Source organism: Mycobacterium sp. NGS26 (assembly GCF_059813025.1).
In genome coordinates this window covers 1-23,122 of the sequence record NZ_JCALDU010000008.1, presented here as the reverse complement: position 1 = coordinate 23,122, position 23,122 = coordinate 1, and the positions used below count along the sequence as shown (strand labels likewise).

General features: G+C 69.7%; 17 protein-coding genes and 3 pseudogenes. 15 read left to right on the top strand and 5 right to left on the bottom strand.

Annotation, left to right across the window (positions count from 1 at the left end):
* The first annotated feature begins 82 nt into the window (after nucleotides 1-82).
* The 6 genes and pseudogenes from AC5Y6X_RS22825 to deoC all read left to right on the top strand — a co-directional run bounded on the left by AC5Y6X_RS22825 (nucleotide 83) and on the right by deoC (nucleotide 4,293).
* Nucleotides 83-1,444, top strand: coding sequence for a DUF445 domain-containing protein (locus AC5Y6X_RS22825; RefSeq protein ID WP_499989433.1), 1,362 nt, complete (start codon nucleotides 83-85; stop codon nucleotides 1,442-1,444).
* 84 nt (nucleotides 1,445-1,528) lie between these two features.
* A pseudogene (locus tag AC5Y6X_RS22820) lies at nucleotides 1,529-1,949 on the top strand (helix-turn-helix domain-containing protein); the annotation flags it as partial.
* Between the two features lie 233 nt (nucleotides 1,950-2,182).
* The gene (locus AC5Y6X_RS22815) at nucleotides 2,183-2,773 is read left to right on the top strand and encodes a heparin-binding hemagglutinin (protein ID WP_324682008.1); all 591 of its coding nucleotides are present in this window, start codon (nucleotides 2,183-2,185) and stop codon (nucleotides 2,771-2,773) included.
* 116 nt (nucleotides 2,774-2,889) lie between these two features.
* Nucleotides 2,890-3,177 carry a DUF2516 family protein gene (locus AC5Y6X_RS22810; RefSeq protein ID WP_499989432.1) on the top strand — a complete coding sequence of 96 codons (288 nt, stop codon included), beginning with the start codon at nucleotides 2,890-2,892 and terminating at the stop codon, nucleotides 3,175-3,177.
* Nucleotides 3,178-3,181: 4 nt separating this feature from the next.
* Nucleotides 3,182-3,622, top strand: a complete 441-nt coding sequence (locus AC5Y6X_RS22805; RefSeq protein WP_499989431.1) for a DUF2599 domain-containing protein — start codon at nucleotides 3,182-3,184, stop codon at nucleotides 3,620-3,622.
* On the top strand, nucleotides 3,622-4,293 hold the full coding sequence (gene deoC / locus AC5Y6X_RS22800) for a deoxyribose-phosphate aldolase (protein WP_499989430.1): 672 nt from the start codon (nucleotides 3,622-3,624) through the stop codon (nucleotides 4,291-4,293). Before AC5Y6X_RS22805 ends, deoC begins: the two co-directional genes overlap by 1 nt.
* A gap of 29 nt (nucleotides 4,294-4,322) precedes the next feature.
* Here the strand turns inward: deoC and AC5Y6X_RS22795 are convergent, their stop codons facing one another.
* The 3 genes from AC5Y6X_RS22795 to AC5Y6X_RS22785 are packed head-to-tail and all read right to left on the bottom strand — an operon-like array spanning nucleotide 4,323 to nucleotide 6,788.
* The gene (locus AC5Y6X_RS22795; RefSeq protein WP_499989429.1) at nucleotides 4,323-5,420 is read right to left on the bottom strand and encodes an LmeA family phospholipid-binding protein; all 1,098 of its coding nucleotides are present in this window, start codon (nucleotides 5,418-5,420) and stop codon (nucleotides 4,323-4,325) included.
* Complete coding sequence (locus tag AC5Y6X_RS22790; RefSeq protein ID WP_499989428.1) at nucleotides 5,417-6,250, bottom strand: carbon-nitrogen hydrolase family protein; 834 nt, start codon at nucleotides 6,248-6,250, stop codon at nucleotides 5,417-5,419. The genes AC5Y6X_RS22795 and AC5Y6X_RS22790 overlap by 4 nt, the downstream gene beginning before the upstream one ends.
* Nucleotides 6,251-6,260: 10 nt before the next feature.
* On the bottom strand, nucleotides 6,261-6,788 hold the full coding sequence (locus AC5Y6X_RS22785) for a DUF2505 domain-containing protein (protein ID WP_499989427.1): 528 nt from the start codon (nucleotides 6,786-6,788) through the stop codon (nucleotides 6,261-6,263).
* Between the two features lie 40 nt (nucleotides 6,789-6,828).
* Here AC5Y6X_RS22785 and AC5Y6X_RS22780 point away from each other — a divergent pair, with 40 nt between their 5' ends.
* On the top strand, nucleotides 6,829-7,926 hold the full coding sequence (locus AC5Y6X_RS22780) for a UDP-N-acetylmuramate dehydrogenase (protein WP_499989426.1): 1,098 nt from the start codon (nucleotides 6,829-6,831) through the stop codon (nucleotides 7,924-7,926).
* Nucleotides 7,927-8,007: 81 nt separating this feature from the next.
* Nucleotides 8,008-9,327, top strand: coding sequence for a L,D-transpeptidase (locus AC5Y6X_RS22775; RefSeq protein WP_324681998.1), 1,320 nt, complete (start codon nucleotides 8,008-8,010; stop codon nucleotides 9,325-9,327).
* On the opposite strand, the gene AC5Y6X_RS22770 is transcribed toward AC5Y6X_RS22775, so the two are convergent.
* Entirely contained in the window at nucleotides 9,311-10,054 is a 744-nt protein-coding gene (locus AC5Y6X_RS22770) for an SDR family oxidoreductase (protein WP_324681997.1), read from the bottom strand. The two genes, AC5Y6X_RS22775 and AC5Y6X_RS22770, sit on opposite strands and share 17 nt — an antisense overlap.
* A gap of 242 nt (nucleotides 10,055-10,296) precedes the next feature.
* Here AC5Y6X_RS22770 and AC5Y6X_RS22765 point away from each other — a divergent pair, with 242 nt between their 5' ends.
* The 6 genes and pseudogenes from AC5Y6X_RS22765 to regX all read left to right on the top strand — a co-directional run bounded on the left by AC5Y6X_RS22765 (nucleotide 10,297) and on the right by regX (nucleotide 16,404).
* Complete coding sequence (locus tag AC5Y6X_RS22765; RefSeq protein WP_324682058.1) at nucleotides 10,297-11,532, top strand: ROK family protein; 1,236 nt, start codon at nucleotides 10,297-10,299, stop codon at nucleotides 11,530-11,532.
* Nucleotides 11,533-11,571: 39 nt separating this feature from the next.
* Nucleotides 11,572-12,915, top strand: coding sequence for a D-inositol-3-phosphate glycosyltransferase (gene mshA / locus AC5Y6X_RS22760; protein WP_324681995.1), 1,344 nt, complete (start codon nucleotides 11,572-11,574; stop codon nucleotides 12,913-12,915).
* Nucleotides 12,912-13,497, top strand: a pseudogene (locus tag AC5Y6X_RS22755) (type III secretion system chaperone family protein); the annotation flags it as partial. The gene mshA and the pseudogene AC5Y6X_RS22755, both read left to right, overlap by 4 nt.
* Before the next feature lie 53 nt (nucleotides 13,498-13,550).
* Nucleotides 13,551-14,300: a phosphoglyceromutase gene (locus AC5Y6X_RS22750; protein WP_324681993.1), complete on the top strand. Its 750-nt coding sequence runs from the start codon at nucleotides 13,551-13,553 to the stop codon at nucleotides 14,298-14,300.
* A gap of 150 nt (nucleotides 14,301-14,450) precedes the next feature.
* On the top strand, nucleotides 14,451-15,671 hold the full coding sequence (locus AC5Y6X_RS22745; RefSeq protein WP_324681991.1) for a sensor histidine kinase: 1,221 nt from the start codon (nucleotides 14,451-14,453) through the stop codon (nucleotides 15,669-15,671).
* A 49-nt stretch (nucleotides 15,672-15,720) separates the two neighbouring features.
* Nucleotides 15,721-16,404 (top strand): two-component sensory transduction protein RegX, encoded by a 684-nt coding sequence (regX, locus tag AC5Y6X_RS22740; protein ID WP_324681990.1) that lies wholly within the window; start codon nucleotides 15,721-15,723, stop codon nucleotides 16,402-16,404.
* Nucleotides 16,405-16,415: 11 nt separating this feature from the next.
* On the opposite strand, the gene AC5Y6X_RS22735 is transcribed toward regX, so the two are convergent.
* Nucleotides 16,416-16,877 (bottom strand): DUF6941 family protein, encoded by a 462-nt coding sequence (locus AC5Y6X_RS22735; protein ID WP_324681988.1) that lies wholly within the window; start codon nucleotides 16,875-16,877, stop codon nucleotides 16,416-16,418.
* A gap of 596 nt (nucleotides 16,878-17,473) precedes the next feature.
* Here AC5Y6X_RS22735 and AC5Y6X_RS22730 point away from each other — a divergent pair.
* Nucleotides 17,474-18,142 (top strand): annotated as a pseudogene (locus AC5Y6X_RS22730) (PPE family protein); the annotation flags it as partial.
* Nucleotides 18,143-23,122 lie beyond the last annotated feature (4,980 nt).

Below are 23,122 nucleotides of genomic sequence, written 5' to 3'. Positions count from 1 at the left end.
TTCCCTAGACGCCCTCGATGATACGGCCTGTGGGCACCTGGCCAGTGCGGTCACATTAATCGCCCGCGGCATAGATGATGGTGTGGTGGCACACCGAGCCGATGCGCCGGGCCCGCCGACGCGGCGGCCGAACCCGAAACCGTCGCCGACCCCGGCGCACGCGTCCTTCGCGGAATCGTTCGCCGGGGCCGACCCGGTGGCCGACGACGAGCGGCGCGTGGCGCTGCGCCGGATGAAGATCGTCGCGCTGAGTTTCCTGATCGGTGCCACCGGGGTGTTCCTCGCGTGCCGGTGGGCGCAGGGCCACTACGCCGTCGGGGCGTGGGTCGGCTACGTCGGCGCCGCCGCGGAGGCCGGCATGGTCGGCGCCCTGGCGGACTGGTTCGCCGTCACCGCGCTGTTCAAGCACCCGCTGGGCATACCGATCCCGCACACGGCGATCATCAAGCGGAAGAAGGACCAGCTCGGGGAGGGCCTGGGCACCTTCGTGCGGGAGAACTTCCTGTCGGCGCCCGTGGTGGAGACCAAGCTGCGCGACGCCCAGGTGCCCAGCCGGCTCGGCAAGTGGCTGTCGGAGCCGTCGCACGCCGAGCGGGTGGCCAGCGAGACCGCGACGGTACTGCGGGTGCTGGTGGAGCTGCTGCGCGACGAGGACGTCCAGCACGTCATCGACCGGATGATCGTGCGCCGCATCGCCGAGCCCCAGTGGGGCCCGCCGGTGGGCCGGGTGCTGGCCACCCTGCTGGCCGAGAACCGGCAGGAAGCGTTGATCCAGTTGCTCGCCGACCGGGCTTTTCAGTGGTCGCTGAACGCGGGGGAGATCATCCAGCGGGTGGTCGAGCGCGACTCGCCCAGCTGGTCGCCGCGGTTCATCGACCATCTCGTCGGGGACCGCATCCACCGCGAGCTGATGGATTTCACCGACAAGGTGCGCCGCAACCCCGACCACGAGTTGCGCCGTTCGGCGACGCGCTTCCTGTTCGAGTTCGCCAGCGACCTGCAGCACGACCCGGACACCATCGCGCGCGCCGAGGCCGTCAAGGAGCAGCTGATGGCCCGCGACGAGATCGCCGACGCCGCCGCGACGGCGTGGCGGACGGTGAAGCGGCTGGTGCTCGAGGGCGTCGACGACCCGTCCAGCGCGCTGCGGACCCGCATCGCCGACACGGTGGTTCTCGTCGGGGAATCCCTGCGCGACGACGCCGACCTGCGCGACAAGGTGGACAACTGGATAGTCCGGGCGGCCCAGCACCTGGTTTCGCAGTATGGGGTGGAGATCACAGCGATCATCACCGAGACGATCGAGCGCTGGGATGCCGAGGAGGCCAGCCGGCGCATCGAGCTGCACGTGGGCCGTGACCTGCAGTTCATCCGGATCAACGGGACCGTCGTCGGCTCGCTGGCGGGCCTGGCGATCTACACGGTGGTGCAGCTGCTTTTCTAGCGGTGCTAACAAGTGCTTGCAAAAGCAAGCACTTCTCCGTAGTCTGGTGGCCGTCACGACCGACCACCGACCCAGGAGCACGCAATGGCACCCGAGGAGAAGCTCTCCACCAAGGTGTCGACGGCGGCCTCCGAGGTGGCCTCCGACATCGGCAGCTTCATCCGCGACCTGCGGGAGAACGCCCAGGTCTCGGTGCGCCAACTCGCCGAACGGTCCGGTGTCAGCAATCCCTATCTCAGCCAGGTGGAGCGCGGCCTGCGCAAGCCGTCCGCCGACGTCCTGAACCAGATCGCCAAGGCGCTGCGCATCTCGGCCGAGGTGCTCTACGTGCGCGCCGGGATCCTCGAGCCCAGCGAGGCCAGCCAGGTCCGGGACGCCATCATCACCGACACCGCGATCACCGAGCGGCAAAAGCAAATCCTGCTCGACATCTACGCGTCATTCACCCAACAAAACGAATCCATCCAAGAGGAGTGTCCGACCGATTCCAACAGCGACTGATCGGGCCGAACCACCACGGCAAGGCCCCGCCACTCGCACCGATGACGCCGGTGACGTGTACACGGCGAGGCGTTCGGTTACCCAAAAGTAAGGGGCCAAACCGTTCCCGGCCAGTCGCGGACTGGAGGCATCTCGGTGCCAAAGACCCGACCAACCAGGAGGTTCCGCTCAACTTCCACACGTCTTCCAATACGTCAGCAATGCCGATAACGAAAAGAAATAACGAAAGGGAAAACAATGGCTGAAAACCCCAACATCGACGACTTGCGCGCCCCGTTGCTTGCCGCGCTCGGCGCCGCCGACCTGGCCCTGGCCACGGTCAACGACCTGATCGTCAACCTGCGTGAGCGTGCCGAGGAGACCCGCACCGAGACCCGCAGCCGGGTCGAGGAGCGGCGCGCCCGCCTGGCCAAGCTGCAGGAGGACCTGCCCGAGCAGCTCACCGAGCTGCGCGAGCGGTTCACCGCCGACGAGCTGCGCCGGGCCGCCGAGGGCTACGTGGAGGCCGCGACCAACCGGTACAACGAGCTGGTCGAGCGGGGCGAGGCCGCCCTGGAGCGGCTGCGCAGCCAGTCCGGCTTCGACGACGCGTCGGCGCGCGCACAGGGTCGCGTGGACCAGGCCGTCGAGCTGACCCAGGAGGCCCTGGGCACCGTCGCGTCGCAGACCCGCGCGGTCGGCGAGCGGGCGGCCAAGCTGGTCGGCATCGACCTGCCGGCGAAGAAGGCCCCGGCCAAGAAGGCGGCCAAGAAGGCGCCGGCGAAGAAGGCCCCGGCCAAGAAGGCCGCGGCCAAGAAGTCGACGGCCAAGAAGGTCACCCAGAAGTAGCGAGGCCCCGAGTTGCCCTGGGGGGGCAACTCGGATCCAGCTGCAGACTCGACTCCGAGTTGCCCCCGGGCAACTCGGAGTCGACGTTTTTGACGCCGCCCGCATACGCTTATGGCGTGAACCACCTCGTGGGTACCGTCATGTTGGTCTTGCAGGTCGCCGTCTTGGTTACGACGGTGTACGCGTTTGTGCACGCAGCGCTACAGCGACCCGACGCCTACACCGCCGCCGAGAAGCTGACCAAGCCGGTGTGGCTGGTGATCCTCGGCCTGGCTGTCGCGCTGACATCGATCCTGAGCTTCGTTTTCGGCGTGCTCGGCATGGCGATCGCAGCCTGCGCGGCCGGTGTCTATCTGGTCGACGTTCGGCCCAAACTCCTTGAGATTCAGGGCAAGTCGCGCTGACGGGATGAAGGCCCTGCTGGCATTGCCGGCGGCGGCGCTCGTCGCACCGGCCTGCTGGCTGACCGCGGCGTCCCCCGCCCCGGCGGACCCCGGCGCCGGCGCGGCGAGCTCGTCGTACGCGCCGCCGTTCATCGATCACACCGAATGGACGCAGTGGGCGGGCCTGGCCAGCTTGCGCGTTTTCCCGACGCCGTCCGGCCGCGCGGCCGCCCGGCAGCCCGCGACGCCGGCCGCGGCCGACGAGGCGTGGGCCGAGGTGCTGGCGCTGGCGCCGGGCGCCGACACCCCCGGCATGCGGGCGCAGTTCCTCTGCCACTGGGAGTTCGCCGAGACCGCGGAGCCGGGCAAGCCCAGCTGGAACCTCGAGCCGTGGCGGCCGGTCGTCGACGACGACCAAATGGTCGCCGCCGGCTGCAACCCCGGCGCCCCGGAAGGGGCGTTCTAGTGGCGGGCCGACCCACCCGGGCGCAGCTGGCGGCGCTGGTCGACCACACCCTGCTCAAGCCGGAGGCCACCGCGGCCGACGTGGCCGCGCTGGTCGCCGAGGCCGCCGAGCTGGGCGTCTACGCGGTGTGCGTGTCGCCGTCGATGGTGCCGGCCGCGATCGACGCCTGCGGCGTGCGGGTCGCCACGGTGGCGGGTTTCCCGTCGGGCAAGCACGTGTCGGCGGTCAAGGCGCAGGAGGCCGCGCAGGCGGTGGCGTCGGGCGCCGGTGAGGTCGACATGGTCATCGACGTCGGCGCCGCGCTGGCCGGCGAGTTCGGCGCGGTGCGCTCCGACATCGAGGCGGTCCGTTCGGCCGCCGCCGGGGCCGTGCTCAAGGTGATCGTGGAGTCGGCGGTGCTACTGGGCCGCGACGAGCGCACGCTGGTGGCCGCGTGCCGCGCCGCCGAGGCCGCCGGCGCGGACTTCGTCAAGACGTCGACGGGCTTTCATCCCGCGGGCGGGGCGTCGGTGCGCGCGGTCGCGCTGATGGCCGAGACCGTCGGCGGCCGGCTGGGCGTCAAGGCCAGCGGCGGCATCCGCACCGCGGCCGACGCCGTGGCGATGCTGGACGCGGGCGCGACCCGGCTGGGCCTGTCGGGCACCCGGGCCGTGCTCGACGGGCTGGGCTGACGGCTGTGCTCGACCGACTGGGCTGACTGTCAGAGGTTGGCGAAGCAGGGGTTCGTGTTGCCGGGCGGGATGTTCGCGTTCTGACTCGAAAAGTGGCTCACCACAGCGGAATCCGTCACCTGCACGCTGTCGGCGTGAATCCCCAGCGGGAAGTTCTTGGTCTGGTCGGAGGTGAACTTGTCCAGCGTCGACTGGACGCTTTCCTTCGGCATGGTGAAGCCGAGCGCATTGAAGCTGACGATCTGCAACTGCAGCCCGTTGCCCGACACCATCGGCTTCGCCGTGATGTTGTCCAGCATCCCCTTCAGCTCGACGGTGCCGTCGGCGGGATGGGTGGTCACGCTGTTGGTGACGAACGGCCCCAGCACCGGGATCGCGTTTTGCACCGACTGCTTGATGCCGTCGGTGGTCCAGGTGATGGTGGCGTCGAGCGATCCGATGGTGCCCTTGGAATCGGGGCTGGACCTGAGCCGAACATCCCTGATGTTGATTTGGATCTTCATGCCCTTGGCATCTTTGATCTGGTTGCCGGCGGTCGACACCGAGATGTTGCTGTAGTGATGGGTCAGCTGCTGCCACAGCATCAGCGGCGTCACCCCGAACGACGCCGTGGCCTGGTCCTTGGTCTCGCACGCCACCGCCTCGGCGACCTTGTTGTTGGCGACGTGGCGCACGTACAGCTCGGCGCCGATCAGCCCGGCGATGACGAGCGAGACCACGATGATGCAGACCAGCAGGATGGACAGCGGGTCGCGAAGGAAGCGTCGTTTTCTTTTCACCGGTGCCGGCTCTTCGTTCGGGGTGGCGATTCGTTCCGTCGCGCCCGCCGGCGCAGCGGGCGGGGGTCGGTGGCCGGGGCCCTGCATGCCGGCGCGGGGCGCGCCCAGCTGCTCGGTTCGCGGCTCCTGGGGCCGCGGCGGCCCCGGTGGCGGTTGCGGCGCCGGGCCGGGCCCGGGCTGCTGCGGTGGTTGGCCGGGGCCGCCGGTCGGGAACCGCTCGGTCGGCCGCTCGGTCGGCCGGTCAGGTGGCCGCTGACCGAAGGGCCCCTGATTGCCGGGACGGCCCCACGGCGACGGGCCCTCGTTCGGTGGTCCTGGCGGGCGGGGAGGGCCTGGTGGGTTCGTCACCCAACCGATTCTGCCCTATCGATGCGAGCAAAGCTCGACTGGTTTCGCAGCACCCCGATGCTCTCGCGGGCCTTGGCCACGGCGTCGACGTCGACGTCGACGACCACGAGTTCCGGCCGGGCACCCGCCGACGCGACCACCTCACCCAGCGGCGAGACCACCAGGCTGCCACCCACACCGGTCGGCGCGCCGGAACCTGAACCCGGGCCGTCGCCCGGGTCGGCCTGACCGGCCGCGACGACGTAGCTCATCGAGTCCAGCGCCCGGGCCCGGGCCAGCAGCGTCCACTGCTCGAGCTTGCCCGGGCCCGAACCCCAGGACGCGCAGACGGCGATCACCTGCGCGCCGCGCCGGGCCAGCTCGGTGTAGAGCTCCGGGAAACGGATGTCGTAGCAAACGGTCAACCCGACCCGCACGCCGTCGACCGCGACCACCACCGGCTCCTGCCCGGGCGCGACGGTGCGCGACTCGGTGAAGCCGAACGCGTCGTACAGATGGATCTTGTCGTAATGGGCGTCCGGCTCGTTGGGTCTGCCCGGCCCGGCCGCGATCAGCGTGTTCTTCACCCGCCCGTCGCCGGACGGGGTGAACATGCCGGCGATCACCGTGATGCCGGCGTCGGCGGCGATCCGCCGCACGCCGCTCGCCCAGGGCCCGTCGACGGGCTCGGCGACCGGTCCCAGCGGGACCCCGAACCGGCACATGGTCGCCTCGGGGAACACCACCAGCCGCGCGCCGGCGTCCGCGGCCCGGCCGGCGTACTCGCGGACCAGCTGCAGGTTTTGCGCCGGATCGGTGCCACTGAGGATCTGGGCCAACGCGATTCGCATGTGCGCCAGCTTAAGAGCCGCGGGTGCTGATCCACTCCGTGGTGAATCGCTGTTCGGCGACCACCAGGTCGGCCAGCCGGGTGCCGACGAAGTTCTCCAGCTTGCCCCCGATCAGCGGGACCCGCACGTGGACGGTGATCCGGCACTCCAGGCGGGAGGCCGCCGGCTTCCCCGTCGGGGCCAGCTCGGCGGTGCCCGACACGTTCGCCGGGGCGTTCACGATGGATCCCGCGACCGTTGCCAGCGCGACGCCGCCGGACACCGGGCCCCAGGTCTCCTCGCGCTTGATGCACAGATCGCCGCGGTGTATCTGGGTGATCAGGGCCGGCAGCTTGTCGCTGCGGATCACCTGCAGGGTGACCACGTCGATGGTGTCGTCGGTTCCGGACTCGCCGCCGAGCCGCAGCGACTCGAGCCTCGCCTCGTCGACGCCGGAGGCCGCCAGCCGCGCCAGCCAGTAGTCCTCCTCGCGGTAAGCCCGCAGTACCGCTTCGACGTCCCGTTCATAGTCAGCCGATATGTCGAATGAACGCGGCATAGCAGGCCAGGCTACCGTTACGGGCCATGAAACGGAGCTTATGAAACGGGGGGTCGGTTCGCTCTTCGCCGGTGCGCACGTCGCCGAGGAGGTGCCGCTGGCGCCGCTGACCACGCTGCGGGTCGGGCCCGTGGCGCGCCGGCTGATCACCTGCTCCAGCACGGAACAGGTGATCGCCGTTGTGCGGCAACTGGATTCGGAATCCGCCGACGGGAACGGTGGCCCGCCCCTGGTGTTCGCCGGCGGCTCCAACCTGGTGATCGACGACGGCCTGACCGGGCTCACCGCGGTGCGACTTGCCAACGGCCGCATCAGCATCGACGGCAACATGGTGCGCGCGGAGGCCGGTGCGGTGTGGGACGACGTGGTGCTCGCGGCCATCGAGCGCGGCCTGGGCGGGCTGGAATGCCTGTCCGGCATCCCCGGCTCGGCCGGCGCTACGCCGGTGCAGAACGTCGGGGCCTACGGCGCCGAGGTGTCCGACACCATCACCCGCGTCCGGCTGCTGGACCGGCGCAGCGGCGCGGTGCGCTGGGTGCCGGGCGGCGAGCTCGGCTTCGGTTACCGCACCAGCGTGTTCAAGCGGGCCGACGGCCTCGAAATCCCTTGCGTGGTACTGGAAGTCGAGTTCGCGTTGGACGCGTCGGGGCGCAGCGCGCCGCTGCGCTACGGCGAGCTGACGGCCGCGCTGAACGCCGGCAGCGGCGAGCGCGCGGACCCGCGGGACGTGCGCGAGGCGGTGCTGGCGCTGCGCGCCCGCAAGGGCATGGTGCTCGACGCGGCCGACCACGACACCTGGAGCGTGGGTTCGTTCTTCACCAACACCGTCGTCGCGCCCGAGGTCTACGAGCGGTTGGCGCGGCACTTTGGCGAGTCGATTCCGCACTGGCCGGCCCCGAATGGGGTCAAGCTGGCCGCCGGCTGGCTGGTGGAGCACGCCGGCTTCGGCAAGGGCTATCCGGACGACGAGCGGGCCCCGTGCCGGCTGTCCACCAAGCATGCGCTTGCTTTGACGAACCGCGGCGCCGCCCGCGCCGAGGACGTCATCGCCCTGGCCCGCACCATCCGTGACGGAGTCCGCGACGTGTTTGGCATCACACTGCAACCCGAACCCGTCCTGCTGGGGTGCAGGCTGTAGCGGTCGAATACGGGTGAGGCCACCCCGTCGGCGACTTGTGGTGGCGGGGCGAATGCCGTTCGGCCGGTATCTTTACTTGTCGTGAGCACATCCGGTTCCCCTCCGCCGATCAACCGGCGCTTGGCCTTGGCGGCCTTGGGGCTTGGTGTGTTCGCGCCCAACGTCCTGGCCGCGTGCGGGGGCACCGTGGCCAAGCAGGGCCAGAAGAAAGAGGCCGCGGCGCCGCACCTGAAATTCGAGCCGGCCGACGCCGCCTCGGACGTGGTTCCGACCGCGCCGGTGAGCGTTCACGTGGGCGACGGCTGGTTCCAGAAGGTGGCGCTGACGAACTCGTCGGGCAAGGCCGTCGCCGGAGCCTTCAACCCCGACCGCACCGTCTACACGGTCACCGAGCCGCTGGGCTACGACGCCACCTACACGTGGAGCGGTTCGGTCGTCGGCCACGACGGCAAGACCGTTCCGGTGTCGGGCAAGTTCACCACGGTGGCCCCCACCAAGAAGATCGGTGGCTCGTTCCAGCTGGCCGACGGCCAGACCGTCGGGGTGGCGGCGCCGATCATCATCCAGTTCGACGCGCTGATCGCCGACAAGGCCTCCGTCGAGAAGGCCCTCACCGTCACCACCAACCCGCCCGTGGAGGGCAGCTGGGCCTGGCTGCCCGACGAGGCGCAGGGCGCGCGCGTGCACTGGCGCCCCCGCGAGTACTACCCGGCGGGCACAACGGTCAACGTCGACGCCAGGCTCTACGGGCGGCCGTTCGGCGAGGGCGCCTACGGCGCCGACGACATCTCGCTGCACTTTCAGATCGGCCGGCGCCAGGTGGTCAAGGCCGAGGTCTCGTCGCACCGCATCCAGGTGATCCGGGACGAGGGCGTGATCATGGACTTCCCATGCAGCTACGGCGAGGCCGACAAGGCCCGCAACGTCACCCGCAACGGCATCCACGTGGTCACCGAGAAGTACGCCGACTTCTACATGTCCAACCCGGCGGCCGGCTACAGCCACGTGCACGAACGCTGGGCGGTGCGGATCTCGAACAACGGCGAGTTCATCCACGCCAACCCGGCCAGCTCCGGCGCCCAGGGCAACACCAACGTCACCAACGGCTGTATCAACCTGTCCACCGCCGACGCCGAGCAGTACTACGGCAGCGCGATCTACGGCGACCCCGTCGAGGTGACCGGGAGCTCGATCCAGCTGTCCTACTCCGACGGCGACATCTGGGACTGGGCGGTGGACTGGGACACCTGGGTGGCGATGTCGGCGCTGCCGCCACCCAACGCGCACCCGCCGGCGACGCAGATCCCGGTCACCGCGCCGGTGACGCCGACGGACGCGCCCACCCTGTCGGGGACCCCGACCACCACGACGACCACGACGACGTCTAGACCCGGCGGTTGAACCGCGACGCGCTGGCCTGGTCGCGCGGCCGGATGATGATCTGGTCGAGGTTGACGTGCGACGGCCGGGAGGCCACGAACCCGATCACCTCGGCGACGTCGGCGGCCGACAACGGCGTGATGCCGGAGTAGACGGCGTCCGCGCGCCGCTCGTCGCCGTCAAACCGGACCAGCGAGAACTCGGTTTCGACCGCGCCCGGCGCGATCTCGGTGAGCCGCACCGGCTTGCCCAGCAGCTCGCCGCGCAGCGTCCGGTGCAGCGCGCCCTGGGCGTGCTTGGCCGCGGTGTAGCCGGCTCCGCCGTCGTAGGTCTCCATCGCCGCGATCGAGGTGACGGTGACGATCAGGCCGTCGCCGGACTCGATCAGCTTGGGCAGCAGCGCGCGGGTGACCCGCAGGGTGCCCATCACGTTGGTCTCCCACATCCACCGCCAGTGCTCCAGGTCGGCGTCGGCGACGGGCTCGAGTCCCCGGGCGCCGCCGGCGTTGTTGACGAGCACGTCGACCCGGCCCAGGCCGCGCGCCAGCGCCGCGACGGCCGCGTCGTCTGTGACGTCGGCCACAACGGGCGTGCCGCCGACCTTGTTTGCCAGGGCGTTGATCCGGTCGGCCCGGCGCGCCACCGGCACCACGTGAAAGCCAAGGGCCGCAAGGGTTATCGCGGTCGCCTCGCCGATCCCGGAGCTCGCACCGGTGACGACCGCGACCCGCTCGTTAGCTGAATCCACCGAGACAACTCTAGTAACCGTGATAAATTTTCCGTGTGCAGTACAGCGCCTTGGTCGACACCACCGCCGCGTGTCTCTACGCGGCGGGTGCGTGTTGTTGCCGCGCACTTCGCCGCGCCTGACTTCCGGGTGTGGCCGAAGACCGGCCATCGGTAATCAAACAAAGGACGCTCGTGCGCTCGACCAGTCTCACCCACCATTCCCCCGGCCGCCAGGGTCGCCCGCGGTCGCACCGCCAGATCATGCCGCCGGCCCTGCACATCTCCGACTCGGCGGCCGCGTCCGTGTTCCGCGCGGTGCGGCTGCGCGGTCCGGTCGGGCGTGACGTCATCGCCGGGGTCACGTCCCTGAGCATTGCGACGGTCAACCGGCAGGTGATCGCGCTGCTCGAGGCCGGCCTGCTGCGGGAGCGCGCCGACCTGGCGGTGTCCGGTGCCATCGGGCGCCCGCGGGTGCCCGTCGAGGTCAACCACGAGCCGTTCGTCACGCTGGGCATCCACATCGGCGCGCGAACCACCAGCATCGTGGCCACCGACCTGTTCGGCCGCACGCTGGACACCGTCGAGACCCCGACCCCGCTGAGCCCCGCCGGGGCCGCGCTGGCGTCGCTGGCCGACAGCGCGTCCCGCTATCTGAGGCGCTGGCACCGGCGCCGCCTGCTGTGGGTGGGCGTGGCGATCGGCGGCACCGTCGACGGCGCCACCGGCCACGTCGACCACCCGAGGCTGGGCTGGCGGCAGGCGCCGGTCGGATCGGTGCTGGCCGACGCGCTGGGCCTGCCGGTCTCGGTGGCCTCCCACGTCGACGCCATGGCCGGCGCCGAGCTGCTGCTCGGCATGCGGCGCTTCGCGCCGAGCTCGCCCACCAGCCTCTACGTCTACGCCCGCGAGACCGTGGGCTATGCGCTGGTGATCGGCGGGCGCGTGCACTGCCCGGCCAGCGGCCCCGGCACCATCGCCGGCCTGCCCGCGCACTCGGAGCTGCTCGGCGGCACCGGGCAGCTGGAATCCACCGTCAGCGACGAGGCGGTGCTGGCCGCCGCGCGCCGGCTGCGGATCCTGCCGGCGGCCCCGCCGGGCCGCGCCGCCGGCTCCGCCACCGCCATGACCGACCTGCTGCGCGTCGCCCGGGCCGGAAACGAGCAGGCCAAGGAGCTGCTGGCGGAACGCGCCAGGGTGCTCGGCGAGGCCGTCGCGCTGCTGCGCGACGTGCTCAATCCCGACGAGCTGGTGGTCGGCGGCCAGGGGTTCACCGAGTATCCCGAGGCGATGGGCCAGGTGGAGGAGGCGTTCGCCGCGCGTTCGGTGCTGCCGCCGCGCGACATCCGCGTGACCGCGTTCGGCAACCGGGTCCAGGAGGCCGGGGCCGGCATCGTGTCGCTGGGCGGGCTGTACGCCGATCCGCTGGGCGCGATGCGGCGGGCCGGCGCGCTGGTAGCGCGGGTGCCCGACGCCGACCCGGACGAGTCCTCGGCCTGAGCCCAGGTCTGTGCCGCCCCGTGCTGTAAACATGAGAGGGTGCGGCACGACGACGTCTTCCGGCTGAACGACCCGCGCCGCATCGCGGTGCTGGCGGTGCACACCTCACCCCTGGCCCAGCCCGGAACCGGCGACGCCGGCGGCATGAACGTCTACGTCCTGCAGACCGCGCTGCACCTGGCCCGGCGGGGCATCGAGGTGGAGATCTTCACCCGGGCCACCGCGTCCGCCGATCCGCCGGTCGAGCGGGTGGCACCCGGCGTGCTGGTGCGCAACGTGGTGGCCGGTCCGTTCGAGGGCCTGGACAAATACGATCTGCCTACCCAGTTGTGCGCGTTCGCGGCCGGGGTGTTGCGCGCCGAGGCGTCCCACGACCCGGGCCACTACGACATCGTGCACTCGCACTACTGGCTGTCCGGTCAGGTCGGCTGGCTGGCCCGCGACCGCTGGTCGGTGCCGCTGGTGCACACCGCGCACACGCTGGCCGCGGTGAAGAACGCCGCACTGGCCGACGGGGACGCGCCCGAGCCGCCGCTGCGCACGGTGGGCGAGCAGCAGGTGGTCGACGAGGCGGACCGGCTGATCGTCAACACCGATGATGAAGCGAGACAACTGATTTCGATTCACCGCGCCGATCCGGCGAGCATCGACGTCGTGCATCCGGGGGTGGACCTCGACGTGTTCCGCCCGGGTGGTCGCCGGGCGGCCCGGGCCGCGCTGGGGCTGCCGCCCGACGAGGACATCGTGGCGTTCGTCGGGCGGATCCAGCCGCTGAAGGCGCCCGACATCGTGTTGCGCGCCGCGGCGAAGCTGCCGGGTGTGCGCATCGTGGTGGCCGGCGGGCCGTCGGGCAGCGGCCTGGCCGCCCCGGACGGGCTGGTCCGGCTCGCCGACGAACTGGGCATCACCGAGCGGGTGACGTTCCTGCCGCCGCAGTCCCGGGCGAACCTGGCCACCCTGTTCCGGGCCGCCGATCTGGTTGCGGTGCCGAGCTATTCGGAGTCGTTCGGTCTGGTCGCCGTCGAGGCGCAGGCCTGCGGGACGCCGGTGGTGGCGGCCGCCGTCGGCGGGCTGCCGGTGGCGGTGCGCGACGGGATCACCGGCACCCTGGTGGCCGGGCACGACGTCGACCGGTGGGCGGCGGCCATCGACGGCCTGCTGCGCCTGCGCGGCGAGCCGGCCGGCGCCGCGATGAGCCGGGCGGCGGCGGCCCACGCCGCGACGTTCTCCTGGGACAACACCACCGACGCGCTGCTGGCCAGCTACCGGCGCGCGATCGGCGATTTCGCCGCGGAACGCCAGCGCCGGGTCGGGGTGAGGGTGGACCGGGCGGCGGCGCGCAAGCCCCGTCGCTGGGCGTCGCGGCGCGGGGTGGGCGCATGAATTCCCGCGCCGGCGACGATGCAGAGCGCAGCGATGAGGAGGAGCGGCGCACGACGTCGGTGCAGGCGGTCATCGAGCGCGCGCTGCGAGCCAGCCACCTGACCTACTCGGAATTCCCTGGGGCGCATGGCGGATTGCCGGGACTGGTGGTCGAACTGCCCGGCGAGCGCAAGCTGAAGACCAACACCATCCTGAGCATCGGTGAGCATTCGGTGCGCGTCGAGGCGTTCGTGTGCCGCAAGCCCGACGAGAACCACGAGGGCGTCTACCGCTTCCTGCTCAGGCGCAACCGCCGGCTCTACGGGGTCGCCTACACGCTCGACAACGTCGGCGACATCTACCTGGTGGGCCGGATGTCGCTGGCGTCGGTCGACGCCGACGAGATCGACCGGGTGCTCGGCCAGGTGCTCGAGGCGGTGGATTCGGACTTCAACACGTTGCTGGAGTTGGGTTTTCGCTCGTCGATCCAGAAGGAGTGGGAGTGGCGGGTGTCTCGCGGCGAGTCGCTGAAGAACCTGCAGGCGTTCGCCCATCTCATCGACGAAGACGACGATGCAGAGCGCGAAGCGCGATGAGGAGGAGTCGAGCAATAATCGACGACGAGGACGATTCGGACGCGTGAGAGACTTGCCGGCATGGGTGACACTGCCACGCTGGTACTGCTGCGCCACGGCGAGAGCGACTGGAACGCCCTCAACCTGTTCACCGGCTGGGTCGACGTCGGCCTGACCGACAAGGGCCGGGCCGAGGCGGTTCGCAGTGGCGAGTTGCTGGCCGAACAGGATCTGCTTCCCGACGTGTTGTACACGTCGCTGCTGCGGCGCGCGATCATCACCGCGGACCTGGCCCTGGACCGCGCCGACCGGCTGTGGATCCCCGTGCGGCGCAGCTGGCGGCTCAACGAGCGCCACTACGGGGCGCTGCAGGGTTTGGACAAGGCCGAGACCCAGGCCCGCTACGGCGAGGAGCAGTTCATGGCCTGGCGGCGCAGCTACGACACGCCGCCCCCGCCGATCGAGCGCGGCAGCGAGTTCAGCCAGGACGCCGACCCGCGGTACGCCGACATCGGCGGCGGCCCGCTGACCGAATGCCTGAAGGACGTGGTGGCGCGCTTCCTGCCGTACTTCACCGACGTCGTCGTCCCCGATCTGCGGTCGGGCAAGACGGTGCTGATCGTGGCGCACGGCAACTCGCTGCGGGCGCTGGTCAAGCACCTGGACCGGATGTCCGACGAGGAGATCGTCGGCCTGAACATCCCGACCGGCGTCCCGCTGCGCTACGACCTGGACGACCGGCTGCGGCCGGTGTTGCCGGGCGGCACCTACCTGGACCCCGAGGCGGCCGCGGCCGGCGCCGCCGCGGTGGCCAGCCAGGGCCGGGGCTGACGTGCCTCGGTGTTTTCGCGTGTATTGGGGCCCCGTTTGCCAAACATCGCGTAAACGGCAGCCGAACACCTGTAGCGCAGGATGTGACTTGTCCGATTTTGGCCTCGCTGCGCTAGGGCAGTGTTCAGGAAGATTTGTAGGATTTTCTATGTGACTGTGTTCTCGGCGCTGTTGCTGGCCGGGGTTTTGTCCGTGCTGGCGGTCGCCGCAGGCGTTGCGATCGGGACCCGGCTGTCGCCGCGGGTGGTCCAACGCCGGCAACGCGTCTCCAGCGAGTGGACCGGGATCACCGTCGCGCAGATGCTGCAGCGCATCGCGGCGCTGATGCCGGTGGGCGTCGCGGTGGTGGATTCCCATCGCGACGTGGTCTACCTCAACGATCGAGCCAGGGAGTTGGGCCTGGTGCGCGACCGGCAGCTCGACGACCAGGCCTGGCAGGCCGCGCAGCAGGCGCTGACCGGCGTCGACGTCGAGTTCGACCTGCACCCGGCCAAGCGCGCGGGGGGCCGGTCGGGGTTGTCGGTGCACGGGCAGGCCCGGCTGCTCAGCGAGGAGGACCGCCGGTTCGCGGTGGTGTTCGCCCACGACCAGTCCGACTACGCCCGCATGGAGGCCACGCGGCGCGACTTCGTCGCCAACGTCAGCCACGAGCTCAAGACCCCGGTCGGGGCCATGGCCCTGCTCGCCGAGGCGCTGCTGGCGTCGGCGGACGACTCCGAGACCGTGCGCCGGTTCGCCGAGAAGGTGCTCGTCGAGGCCAACCGGCTGGGCGACATGGTCGGCGAGCTGATCGAGCTGTCCCGGCTGCAGGGCGCCGAGCGGTTGCCCAACGTCACCGACGTCGACGTGGATACCGTTGTCTCCGAAGCGATTTCACGCCACAAGGTGGCCGCCGACACCGCGAACATCCAGATCCGCACCGACGCGCCCAGCGGGTTGCGGGTGCTTGGCGACGAAACGCTGTTGGTGACCGCGCTGGCCAACCTGGTCTCCAATGCGATCGCCTATTCGCCGCCGGGCACGCCGGTGTCGATCAGCCGTCGTCGCCGCGGGGACAACGTCGAGATCGCGGTCACCGACCGGGGCATCGGGATCGCGCTCGAGGACCAGGAACGGGTCTTCGAGCGTTTCTTCCGGGGCGACAAGGCGCGTTCGCGGGCCACCGGCGGCAGTGGGCTGGGGCTGGCCATCGTCAAGCACGTCGCGGCCAACCACAACGGCACCATCGGCGTGTGGAGCAAACCGGGAACCGGATCGACGTTCACCCTGTCCATCCCGGCCTCCCCGGACAACGACGGACAACCCGAGCAACCCCGGGGCCGCGAGGTGCGGCCCCACTCGGCCCAACGAGAGGAAGAGCTGAGCAGATGACCCGCGCTTACGACGTTGCAGAGCGCAGCGATGAGGAGGAGTGGCGCGCATGACCAGTGTGCTGATCATCGAGGACGAGGAATCGCTGGCCGACCCGCTGGCATTCCTCCTGCGCAAAGAGGGCTTCGAGGCCACGGTGGTGACTGATGGGCAAGCGGCGCTCGCCGAGTTCGACCGGGCCGGCGCCGACATCGTGCTGCTCGATTTGATGCTGCCGGGGATGTCCGGCACCGACGTCTGCAAGCAGTTGCGCGCCCGATCCAGCGTGCCCGTGATCATGGTGACCGCCCGCGACAGCGAGATCGACAAGGTCGTCGGTCTGGAACTGGGCGCGGACGACTATGTGACCAAGCCGTATTCCGCCCGCGAGTTGATCGCGCGGATCCGGGCCGTGTTGCGCCGCGGTGGCGACGACGACTCCGAGATCAGCGACGGCGTGCTGGAGTCCGGGCCGGTCCGCATGGACGTCGAACGCCACGTCGTGTCGGTCAACGGGGACACGATCACGTTGCCGCTCAAGGAATTCGACTTGCTGGAATACCTGATGCGCAACAGCGGCCGCGTGCTCACGCGCGGGCAGCTGATCGATCGGGTGTGGGGCGCGGACTACGTCGGTGACACCAAGACGCTCGACGTCCACGTCAAGCGGCTGCGGTCCAAGATCGAGGCCGACCCGGCCAATCCGGTGCACCTGGTGACCGTGCGGGGGCTGGGTTACAAGCTCGAGGGCTGAGCGCTAGCTGATCAATTCGTCGTAATGGTCACGCCCGTCTGCCCGACCAGTCGGTAATGCAGACGGCGCAGGACGGTGTCGTCGACGCTGATGGTGAAGACGTATGTGCCCAGCTTCTCCAACCGCAGCACGGGAATGTTGATAGCGAAAGCGACGGATTGGGTCTCGCCGGGCTCGAGGTGGCGCGGTCGGCCGACGTTGAATCGGAATTGGGTGCGGAACGGTTCGTGTTCGTCCGATCCCGTCTCGACCTCGACCGGGTGCCCGTCTGCGTCCTCCAGTCGTACGTCGACCGCGTGCTCCTGGTTGGTCGCCGTCCACGGCACCTCGATGATGATCCCGAGACCCACCGAGACCGTATAGGGTTCCGAGCGCCCGGCAGGGATGATGGCCCGGTCTATGCCGCCACCGGCGACGTACAGCAAGTTGTTCTGCGCCTCGGCATGGTTACACAGAATTGCCGTTAATTCCATGGGTTGCTCCCGTTACGACGGCTGCTAGCAGGGCGGTCACACCATATCCGATGCGGCGCGACGGCCGCCATAAGGCGCGCTGGCTCGTCAATAAATGCCCGCGGCGCGGCGCGTGAGGCTGGAGGTCTGCGGTCAGGCCGAAACATGTTGCGCGCCAATGCAAGCCACCATTGGTCGTCCGGACCGAAACAAGATGCGGCCCAAGGGCGTCGCTGACAGGCCGGGCCCAGCCTTGCCACACGGCAGACGGTTGCTGTTGCCAAGCCTGGTGCGCCGTGGCGCTTGAGGGGGCCGCTGGTCCTCGGGCGTTCTCGCCGCGCCTTCGACGATCCACCGATCACCCATCTGGCGGACGACGGCGGGGCAGTGATCCGCATCCGGCGGCCCTCCGCGACCTGCGGTGGTCAGTGGCCGCTGCAGGGCTGGTCCCGGACCCATCGCGGGTCGGAATGAGTCCCAAAGAAATGGCCAAAACCCTGCATGCCTGCAGTAACATAACTTGTTCAACACTGGTCCAATGGTTTGGTTTATGCGGAATTAACATGACCGTCAGTTTCAAACAGGCCGCGCGGCGCTGACCTGGGCACCGGAAAGCCATGGAATTCGCGTCGCTGCCCCCGGAGGTCAACTCCGGGCGCATGTATAGCGGCCCCGGGGCGGGGCCGCTATTGGCGGCGGCGGCGGGTTGGGACGCGCTGGCCGCCGCGCTGGAGTCCGCCGCCAGCGGCTATTCCGCGGTAATTGCGGGGCTGATCAGCCAGGGGTGGTCGGGCCCGACGTCGCTGCTAATGGCGGCGGCGGTGGCCCCCTATGCGGAGTGGCTGGCTGCCACGGGCGCCCAGGCCGCGCAATCGGCTGCCCAGGCCTACGCGGCGGCGGCGGCCTACGAGGCGGCGTTTGCGATGACGGTGCCGCCGCCGGTGATCGCGGAAAACCGGGCGCGGCTGGCGGCGTTGGTGGCGACCAATATTTTGGGACAGAACACCCCGGCGATCATGGCCACCGAAGCCCAGTACATGGAGATGTGGGCCCAAGACGCCGCCGCGATGTATGCCTATGAGGCTGCGTCGGCGGTCGCGAGCGTCCTGTCCCCATTCAGCGAGCCGCCGCAGACCACGAACCCGGCCGGGCAGGCCGCCCAGGCCGGCGCGGTGGCCCGGGCCGCCGGCGACGCCACCAGCACCCGCACCCAATCCCTGACGCAGCTCGGCTCGCCCACGCAGCTCGGCTCGCCCGGCGTCACCCAACAGCTGACCTCGGCCGCGGAGACGGAGCAACTGACCTCGACCGCCGGCACCCAGCAGCTCGGCTCGACCGCCGAGGCGCAGCAGCTCGGCTCGACCGCCGCCACCCAGCAGCTCGGCTCGACCGCGGTGCCGCAGCAGCTCGGCTCGACCGCGGTGCCGCAGCAGCTGATCTCGCCTACGGTGTCTCAGCAGCTCGGCTCGCCTGCGGCGTCTCAGCAGCTGACGACGCCCGCGGTGTCACAGCAGCTGACCTCGCCTGCCGTCTCTCAGCAGCTCAGCACGCCCGCCGCGTCCCCTCAGCCGACCTCGACCGCCGCCTATCAGCTGGCCTCGCCCGCGGCCTCCAACCAGCCGGCCGCGACGGCCACCACCCCGCAGTCGGCTGCGCCGGCGGCTTCTCAGCAGGCTGCCGCGACTGCCGCCACCCCACAGTCGGCCGCGCCGGCGGCGTCTCAGCAGGCGGCCGCGACTGCCGCCACCCCGCAGTCGGCCGCGCCGGCGGCGTCTCAGCAGGCGGCGTCGACCGCAGCCTCCCAGCCGTTCTCGGTGACTCACGTAATCGTCAACGGCGCCGATTCGATAGACCTCCAAGGCACCATCGGCAGCGGCCAAACCGTCGAAATCACCACAGGCCAACAAGCCGTCACCTTGTCCGGCCAGACCCTCACCGTCGCGAACGGCGGCACCCTTCTCATCGACTCCGGCGGCACCTACACCAACAGCGGTGCCTTCGCCATCAACGCCGGCGGCGTGGTCACCAACAGCGGCGCCCTGACCGTGAGCTCGGGCGGCACCCTGACCGACGGCGGCACCCTGACCGTGGGCTCGGGCGGCGTGCTCACCGATAGCGGCACCCTGACCGTGAGTTCCGGTGGTGTCCTCACCGATAGCGGCACCCTGACCGTGGGCTCGGGCGGCGTGCTCACCGATAGCGGCACCCTGACCGTGAGCTCCGGCGGCGTCCTCACCGACAACGGCGCCCTCACCGTGAGCTCCGGCGGCAGCCTGACGGACAGCGGCACCCTCACAGTGAGCTCCGGCCAGACCCTGACCGTCAACGCCGGCGGCGTCCTCACCGACAACGGCAGCCTCACCATCAGCTCCGGCGGCACCCTCACCGACAACGGCACCGTGACCGTCACCGGCGGCGGCACGCTGACTGACGCCGGCACCGTCAACGTCGGCGGCACCTTGACCGACACCGGCACCCTCAACGTCGGCACCAGCACCACCACCGGCACCCTCACCGTCGACTCGGGCGGCACCCTCGACGCCACCGGCGGCACCGTCAACATCAACATCGCGAACAACAGCACGCTCACCGCCAACGCCGGTGGCGCCATCATCGGCACTCACCCCACCGTCACCCTCAACGGCGTCACCTACATCGATCCGCTCCTGCCATCCACCATCAACAGCGGCAACTCCGTCACCATCACGAGCGGCCAGCTCTACACCGTCCCGGTTGGCGGAACCACCATCCAGAGCGGCGGCTCTATCACCATCCAATCCGGCGGCGCGCTCACCGTCGACAACGCCATCACCGTCCAATCCGGCGGCACCATCAGCAACAGCGGCACCATCACGATCAATGCCGGCGTCACGCTGTCCGACAGCGGTACCGTCACGGTCAACTCCGGGGGCGCGGTCACCAACCTCGGCACCATCACCGTCGGCTCGGGCGGCCTGTTCACCGACAGCGGCACCCTCACCGTCAACACCGGCACGATCACCGTCAACAGCGGCGGGACGCTGACCGTCAGCGGTTCCACCGTCAATCTGACCATCAACGGGACTCTCACCAACAACGGCACGGTGACCCTCACCAGCGGCGGCAGCCTGACCGTGGGCAGCAATAACGTCACCAACACCGGCGGCGCCATCAACGTCGGCACGGCCACCGCCAACAGCGGCACGTTCACCATCAACGCCGGCCAAACCTTCACCGACACCGGCAGCGTCACCGTCAACGCCGGCGGCACCCTCAATGTCAGCGGCACCCTGAACGTCACCACCGGTACCCTCACGGACAGCGGCACGGTGACTATCAATTCCACCGGCGTCCTCACCGACAGCAGCACCACCAGCGGTGCGGTCACCATCAACTCCGGTGGCCTGCTCACCGAAAGCGGCACCCTCAACCTCAACACCACCGGCGGTGCCGTCACCCTCGTCGACAATGGCACCCTCACCCTCAACCACGCCGTCACCCTGCCCTCCAGCGGCACCAGCACCGGCACCATCCAGGTGGGCTCCACCGGCACCCTCAACGTCAACAGCGGCTTCACTCTGAGCGTCGCGAATCATGGCGCGGTCACCGTTAGCTCCGGTGGCAGCGTTTCCGACAGCGGCACCATCACCATCAGCACCGGCGGTACCCTCACGGACAGCGGCACGGTGACTATCAATTCCACCGGCGTCCTCACCGACAGCAGCACCACTGCCGGTGCGGTCACCATCAACTCCGGTGGCCTGCTCACCGAAAGCGGCACGCTGAACCTCAACACCAGCGGCGGTGCCGTCACCCTCGTCAACAATGGCACCCTCACCCTCAACCACGCCGTCACCCTGCCCTCCAGCGGCACCAGCACCGGCACCATCCAGGTGGGCTCCACCGGCACCCTCAACGTCAATAGCGGCTTCACTCTGAGCGTCGCGAATCATGGCGCGGTCACAGTGAGCTCCGGCGGCAGCGTTTCCGACAGCGGCACCATCACCATCAGCACCGGTGGCACGCTGACCGACAGCGGCACCGTCACCATCAACTCGGGCGGCACCCTCACCGATAGCAGCACGACCGCCGGTGCGGTGACCATCAACTCCGGGGGCTTGCTCACCGACAGCGGCACCCTGAACCTCAACACCAGCGGCGGTGCCGTCACCCTCGTCGACAACGGCACCCTGACCATCAACTCCAGCACCGCGGTCACCCTGCCCTCCAGCGGCACCAGCACGGGCACGATCCAGGTCGGCTCCACCGGCGTGCTCAACGTCACCAGTGGCGACACGCTCGCCATCGCGAATCATGGCGCGGTCACCGTTAGCTCCGGGGGCAGCGTTTCCGACAGTGGCACCATCACCATCAGCACCGGTGGCACCCTGACCGACAGCGGCACCGTCACCATCAACGCCGGCGGCACTCTCACCGACAGCAGCACCACCAGCGGCGCCCTCACCATCAATGCCGGCGGCTTGCTCACCGACAGCGGCAACCTCACCATTAGCGCCGGCGCCAACCTCGTCGACAACGGCACCTTGACCGTCACTGGCGGCGGCAGCGTGTCTGACGGCGGCACCTTGACTGTGGGGACCGGCACCGCAGGCAGCGGCACTCTGAACATCAGCACGGGCGGCGCCGACACCGGCAACCTTGTCACCGTCACCGGCACGCTGACCGACAACGGCACGGTCACCATCAATACCGGTGGCACTCTGACCGACTCCGGCACCTTGACCATCGGCTCCGGGCTCACCCTCACCGATAACGGCACCCTGACCATCAGCTCTCCCCAGACCGTCACCCTTACCGGCAGCACCATCACGGTCGGCTCCACCGGCAACCTCAATATCAACGGCACCCTGACCGTCAGCACCGGCACCCTTTCCGACAGCGGCACCGTCACCATCAACTCCGGCGGCACCCTCGCAGATAGCAGCACCACCAGTGGTGCGGTCACCATCAACTCCGGTGGCTTGCTCACCGACAGCGGCACCCTCAACCTCACCTCCGGCGCCACCCTCATCGACAACGGAACCCTCACCCTCAACAGCGGTGTGACCCTGACCGGCAGCACCATCAACGTCGGCTCCACCGGCGCTTTGAATGTCAACTCCGGGGTCACCTTGGCGGTGAACGCCGGGGGGACGTTGACTGACACCGGGACGGTCACGGTGTCGGGCACGTTGACCGATTCCGGCACCGTGACGGTGGGCACGGCGAGTGCCAATAGTGGGACGTTGACGGTGGGTAGCACTGGGCCGGGTAGCGGCACGGTGAATGTCAGCTCCGGAGTGACCTTGACGGTGAATGCCGGGGGCACGTTGACCGATACCGGCAGCGTGACGGTGTCGGGCACGTTGACCGATTCGGGCACCGTGACGGTGGGCACGGCGAGTGCCAATAGCGGCACGTTGACGGTGGGTAGCACGGGTCCGGGTAGCGGGACCTTGGCGGTCAATGGCGGTCTGACGGTCAATGCCGGGGGCACGTTGACTGATACCGGCAGCGTGACGGTGTCGGGCACGTTGACGGATTCGGGCACGGTGACGGTGGGCACCGGCAGCGCGAATAGTGGGACGTTGACCGTGGGTAGCACCGGGCCGGGCAGTGGCACTTTGGCGGTCAACGGGGGTCTGACCGTCAACGCCGGCGGGACGCTGACTGATACCGGCACCGTGAGTGTGTCGGGCACGTTGACCGATTCGGGCACCGTGACGGTGGGTACCGCGAGTGCCAATAGCGGCACATTGACCGTGGGTAGCACCGGTCCGGGTAGCGGCACGGTGAATGTCAGCTCCGGGGTGACATTAACGGTGAACTCCGGGGGCACCCTGACGGATACCGGCAGCGTGACGGTGTCGGGCACGTTGACGGACTCGGGCACCGTGACGGTGGGTACCGCGACCGCCAATAGTGGCACGTTGACGGTGGGTAGCACGGGGCCCGGTAGCGGCGCCCTGGCGGTCAACGGTGGCCTGACGGTCAATGCCGGCGGGACGTTGACCGACACCGGCACGGTGAGCGTCTCAGGCACGTTGACGGACTCGGGCACCCTGACCGTGGGCACCGCGAGCGCCAATAGCGGCACGTTGACGGTGGGTAGCACCGGCCCGGGCAGCGGCACCCTGGCGGTCAATGGCGGCCTGACTGTCAACGCCGGCGGCACCCTGACCGACACCGGCACGGTCACGGTGTCGGGCACATTGACCGATTCGGGCACCGTGACGGTGGGCACCGGCACCGCCAATAGCGGCACGTTGACGGTGGGTAGCACCGGT

Excerpts from the sequence above, each read along its gene's own strand:
- AC5Y6X_RS22815 (WP_324682008.1), top strand. The coding sequence starts at position 2,183 with ATGGCTGAAAACCCCAACATCGACGACTTGCGCGCCCCGTTGCTTGCC.
- AC5Y6X_RS22765 (WP_324682058.1), top strand. The coding sequence starts at position 10,297 with ATGCCGCCGGCCCTGCACATCTCCGACTCGGCGGCCGCGTCCGTGTTC.
- AC5Y6X_RS22805 (WP_499989431.1), top strand. The coding sequence starts at position 3,182 with ATGAAGGCCCTGCTGGCATTGCCGGCGGCGGCGCTCGTCGCACCGGCC.
- AC5Y6X_RS22785 (WP_499989427.1), bottom strand. The coding sequence starts at position 6,788 with ATGCCGCGTTCATTCGACATATCGGCTGACTATGAACGGGACGTCGAA.
- AC5Y6X_RS22750 (WP_324681993.1), top strand. The coding sequence starts at position 13,551 with ATGGGTGACACTGCCACGCTGGTACTGCTGCGCCACGGCGAGAGCGAC.
- regX (WP_324681990.1), top strand. The coding sequence starts at position 15,721 with ATGACCAGTGTGCTGATCATCGAGGACGAGGAATCGCTGGCCGACCCG.
- AC5Y6X_RS22790 (WP_499989428.1), bottom strand. The coding sequence starts at position 6,250 with ATGCGAATCGCGTTGGCCCAGATCCTCAGTGGCACCGATCCGGCGCAA.
- AC5Y6X_RS22735 (WP_324681988.1), bottom strand. The coding sequence starts at position 16,877 with ATGGAATTAACGGCAATTCTGTGTAACCATGCCGAGGCGCAGAACAAC.
- AC5Y6X_RS22780 (WP_499989426.1), top strand. The coding sequence starts at position 6,829 with ATGAAACGGGGGGTCGGTTCGCTCTTCGCCGGTGCGCACGTCGCCGAG.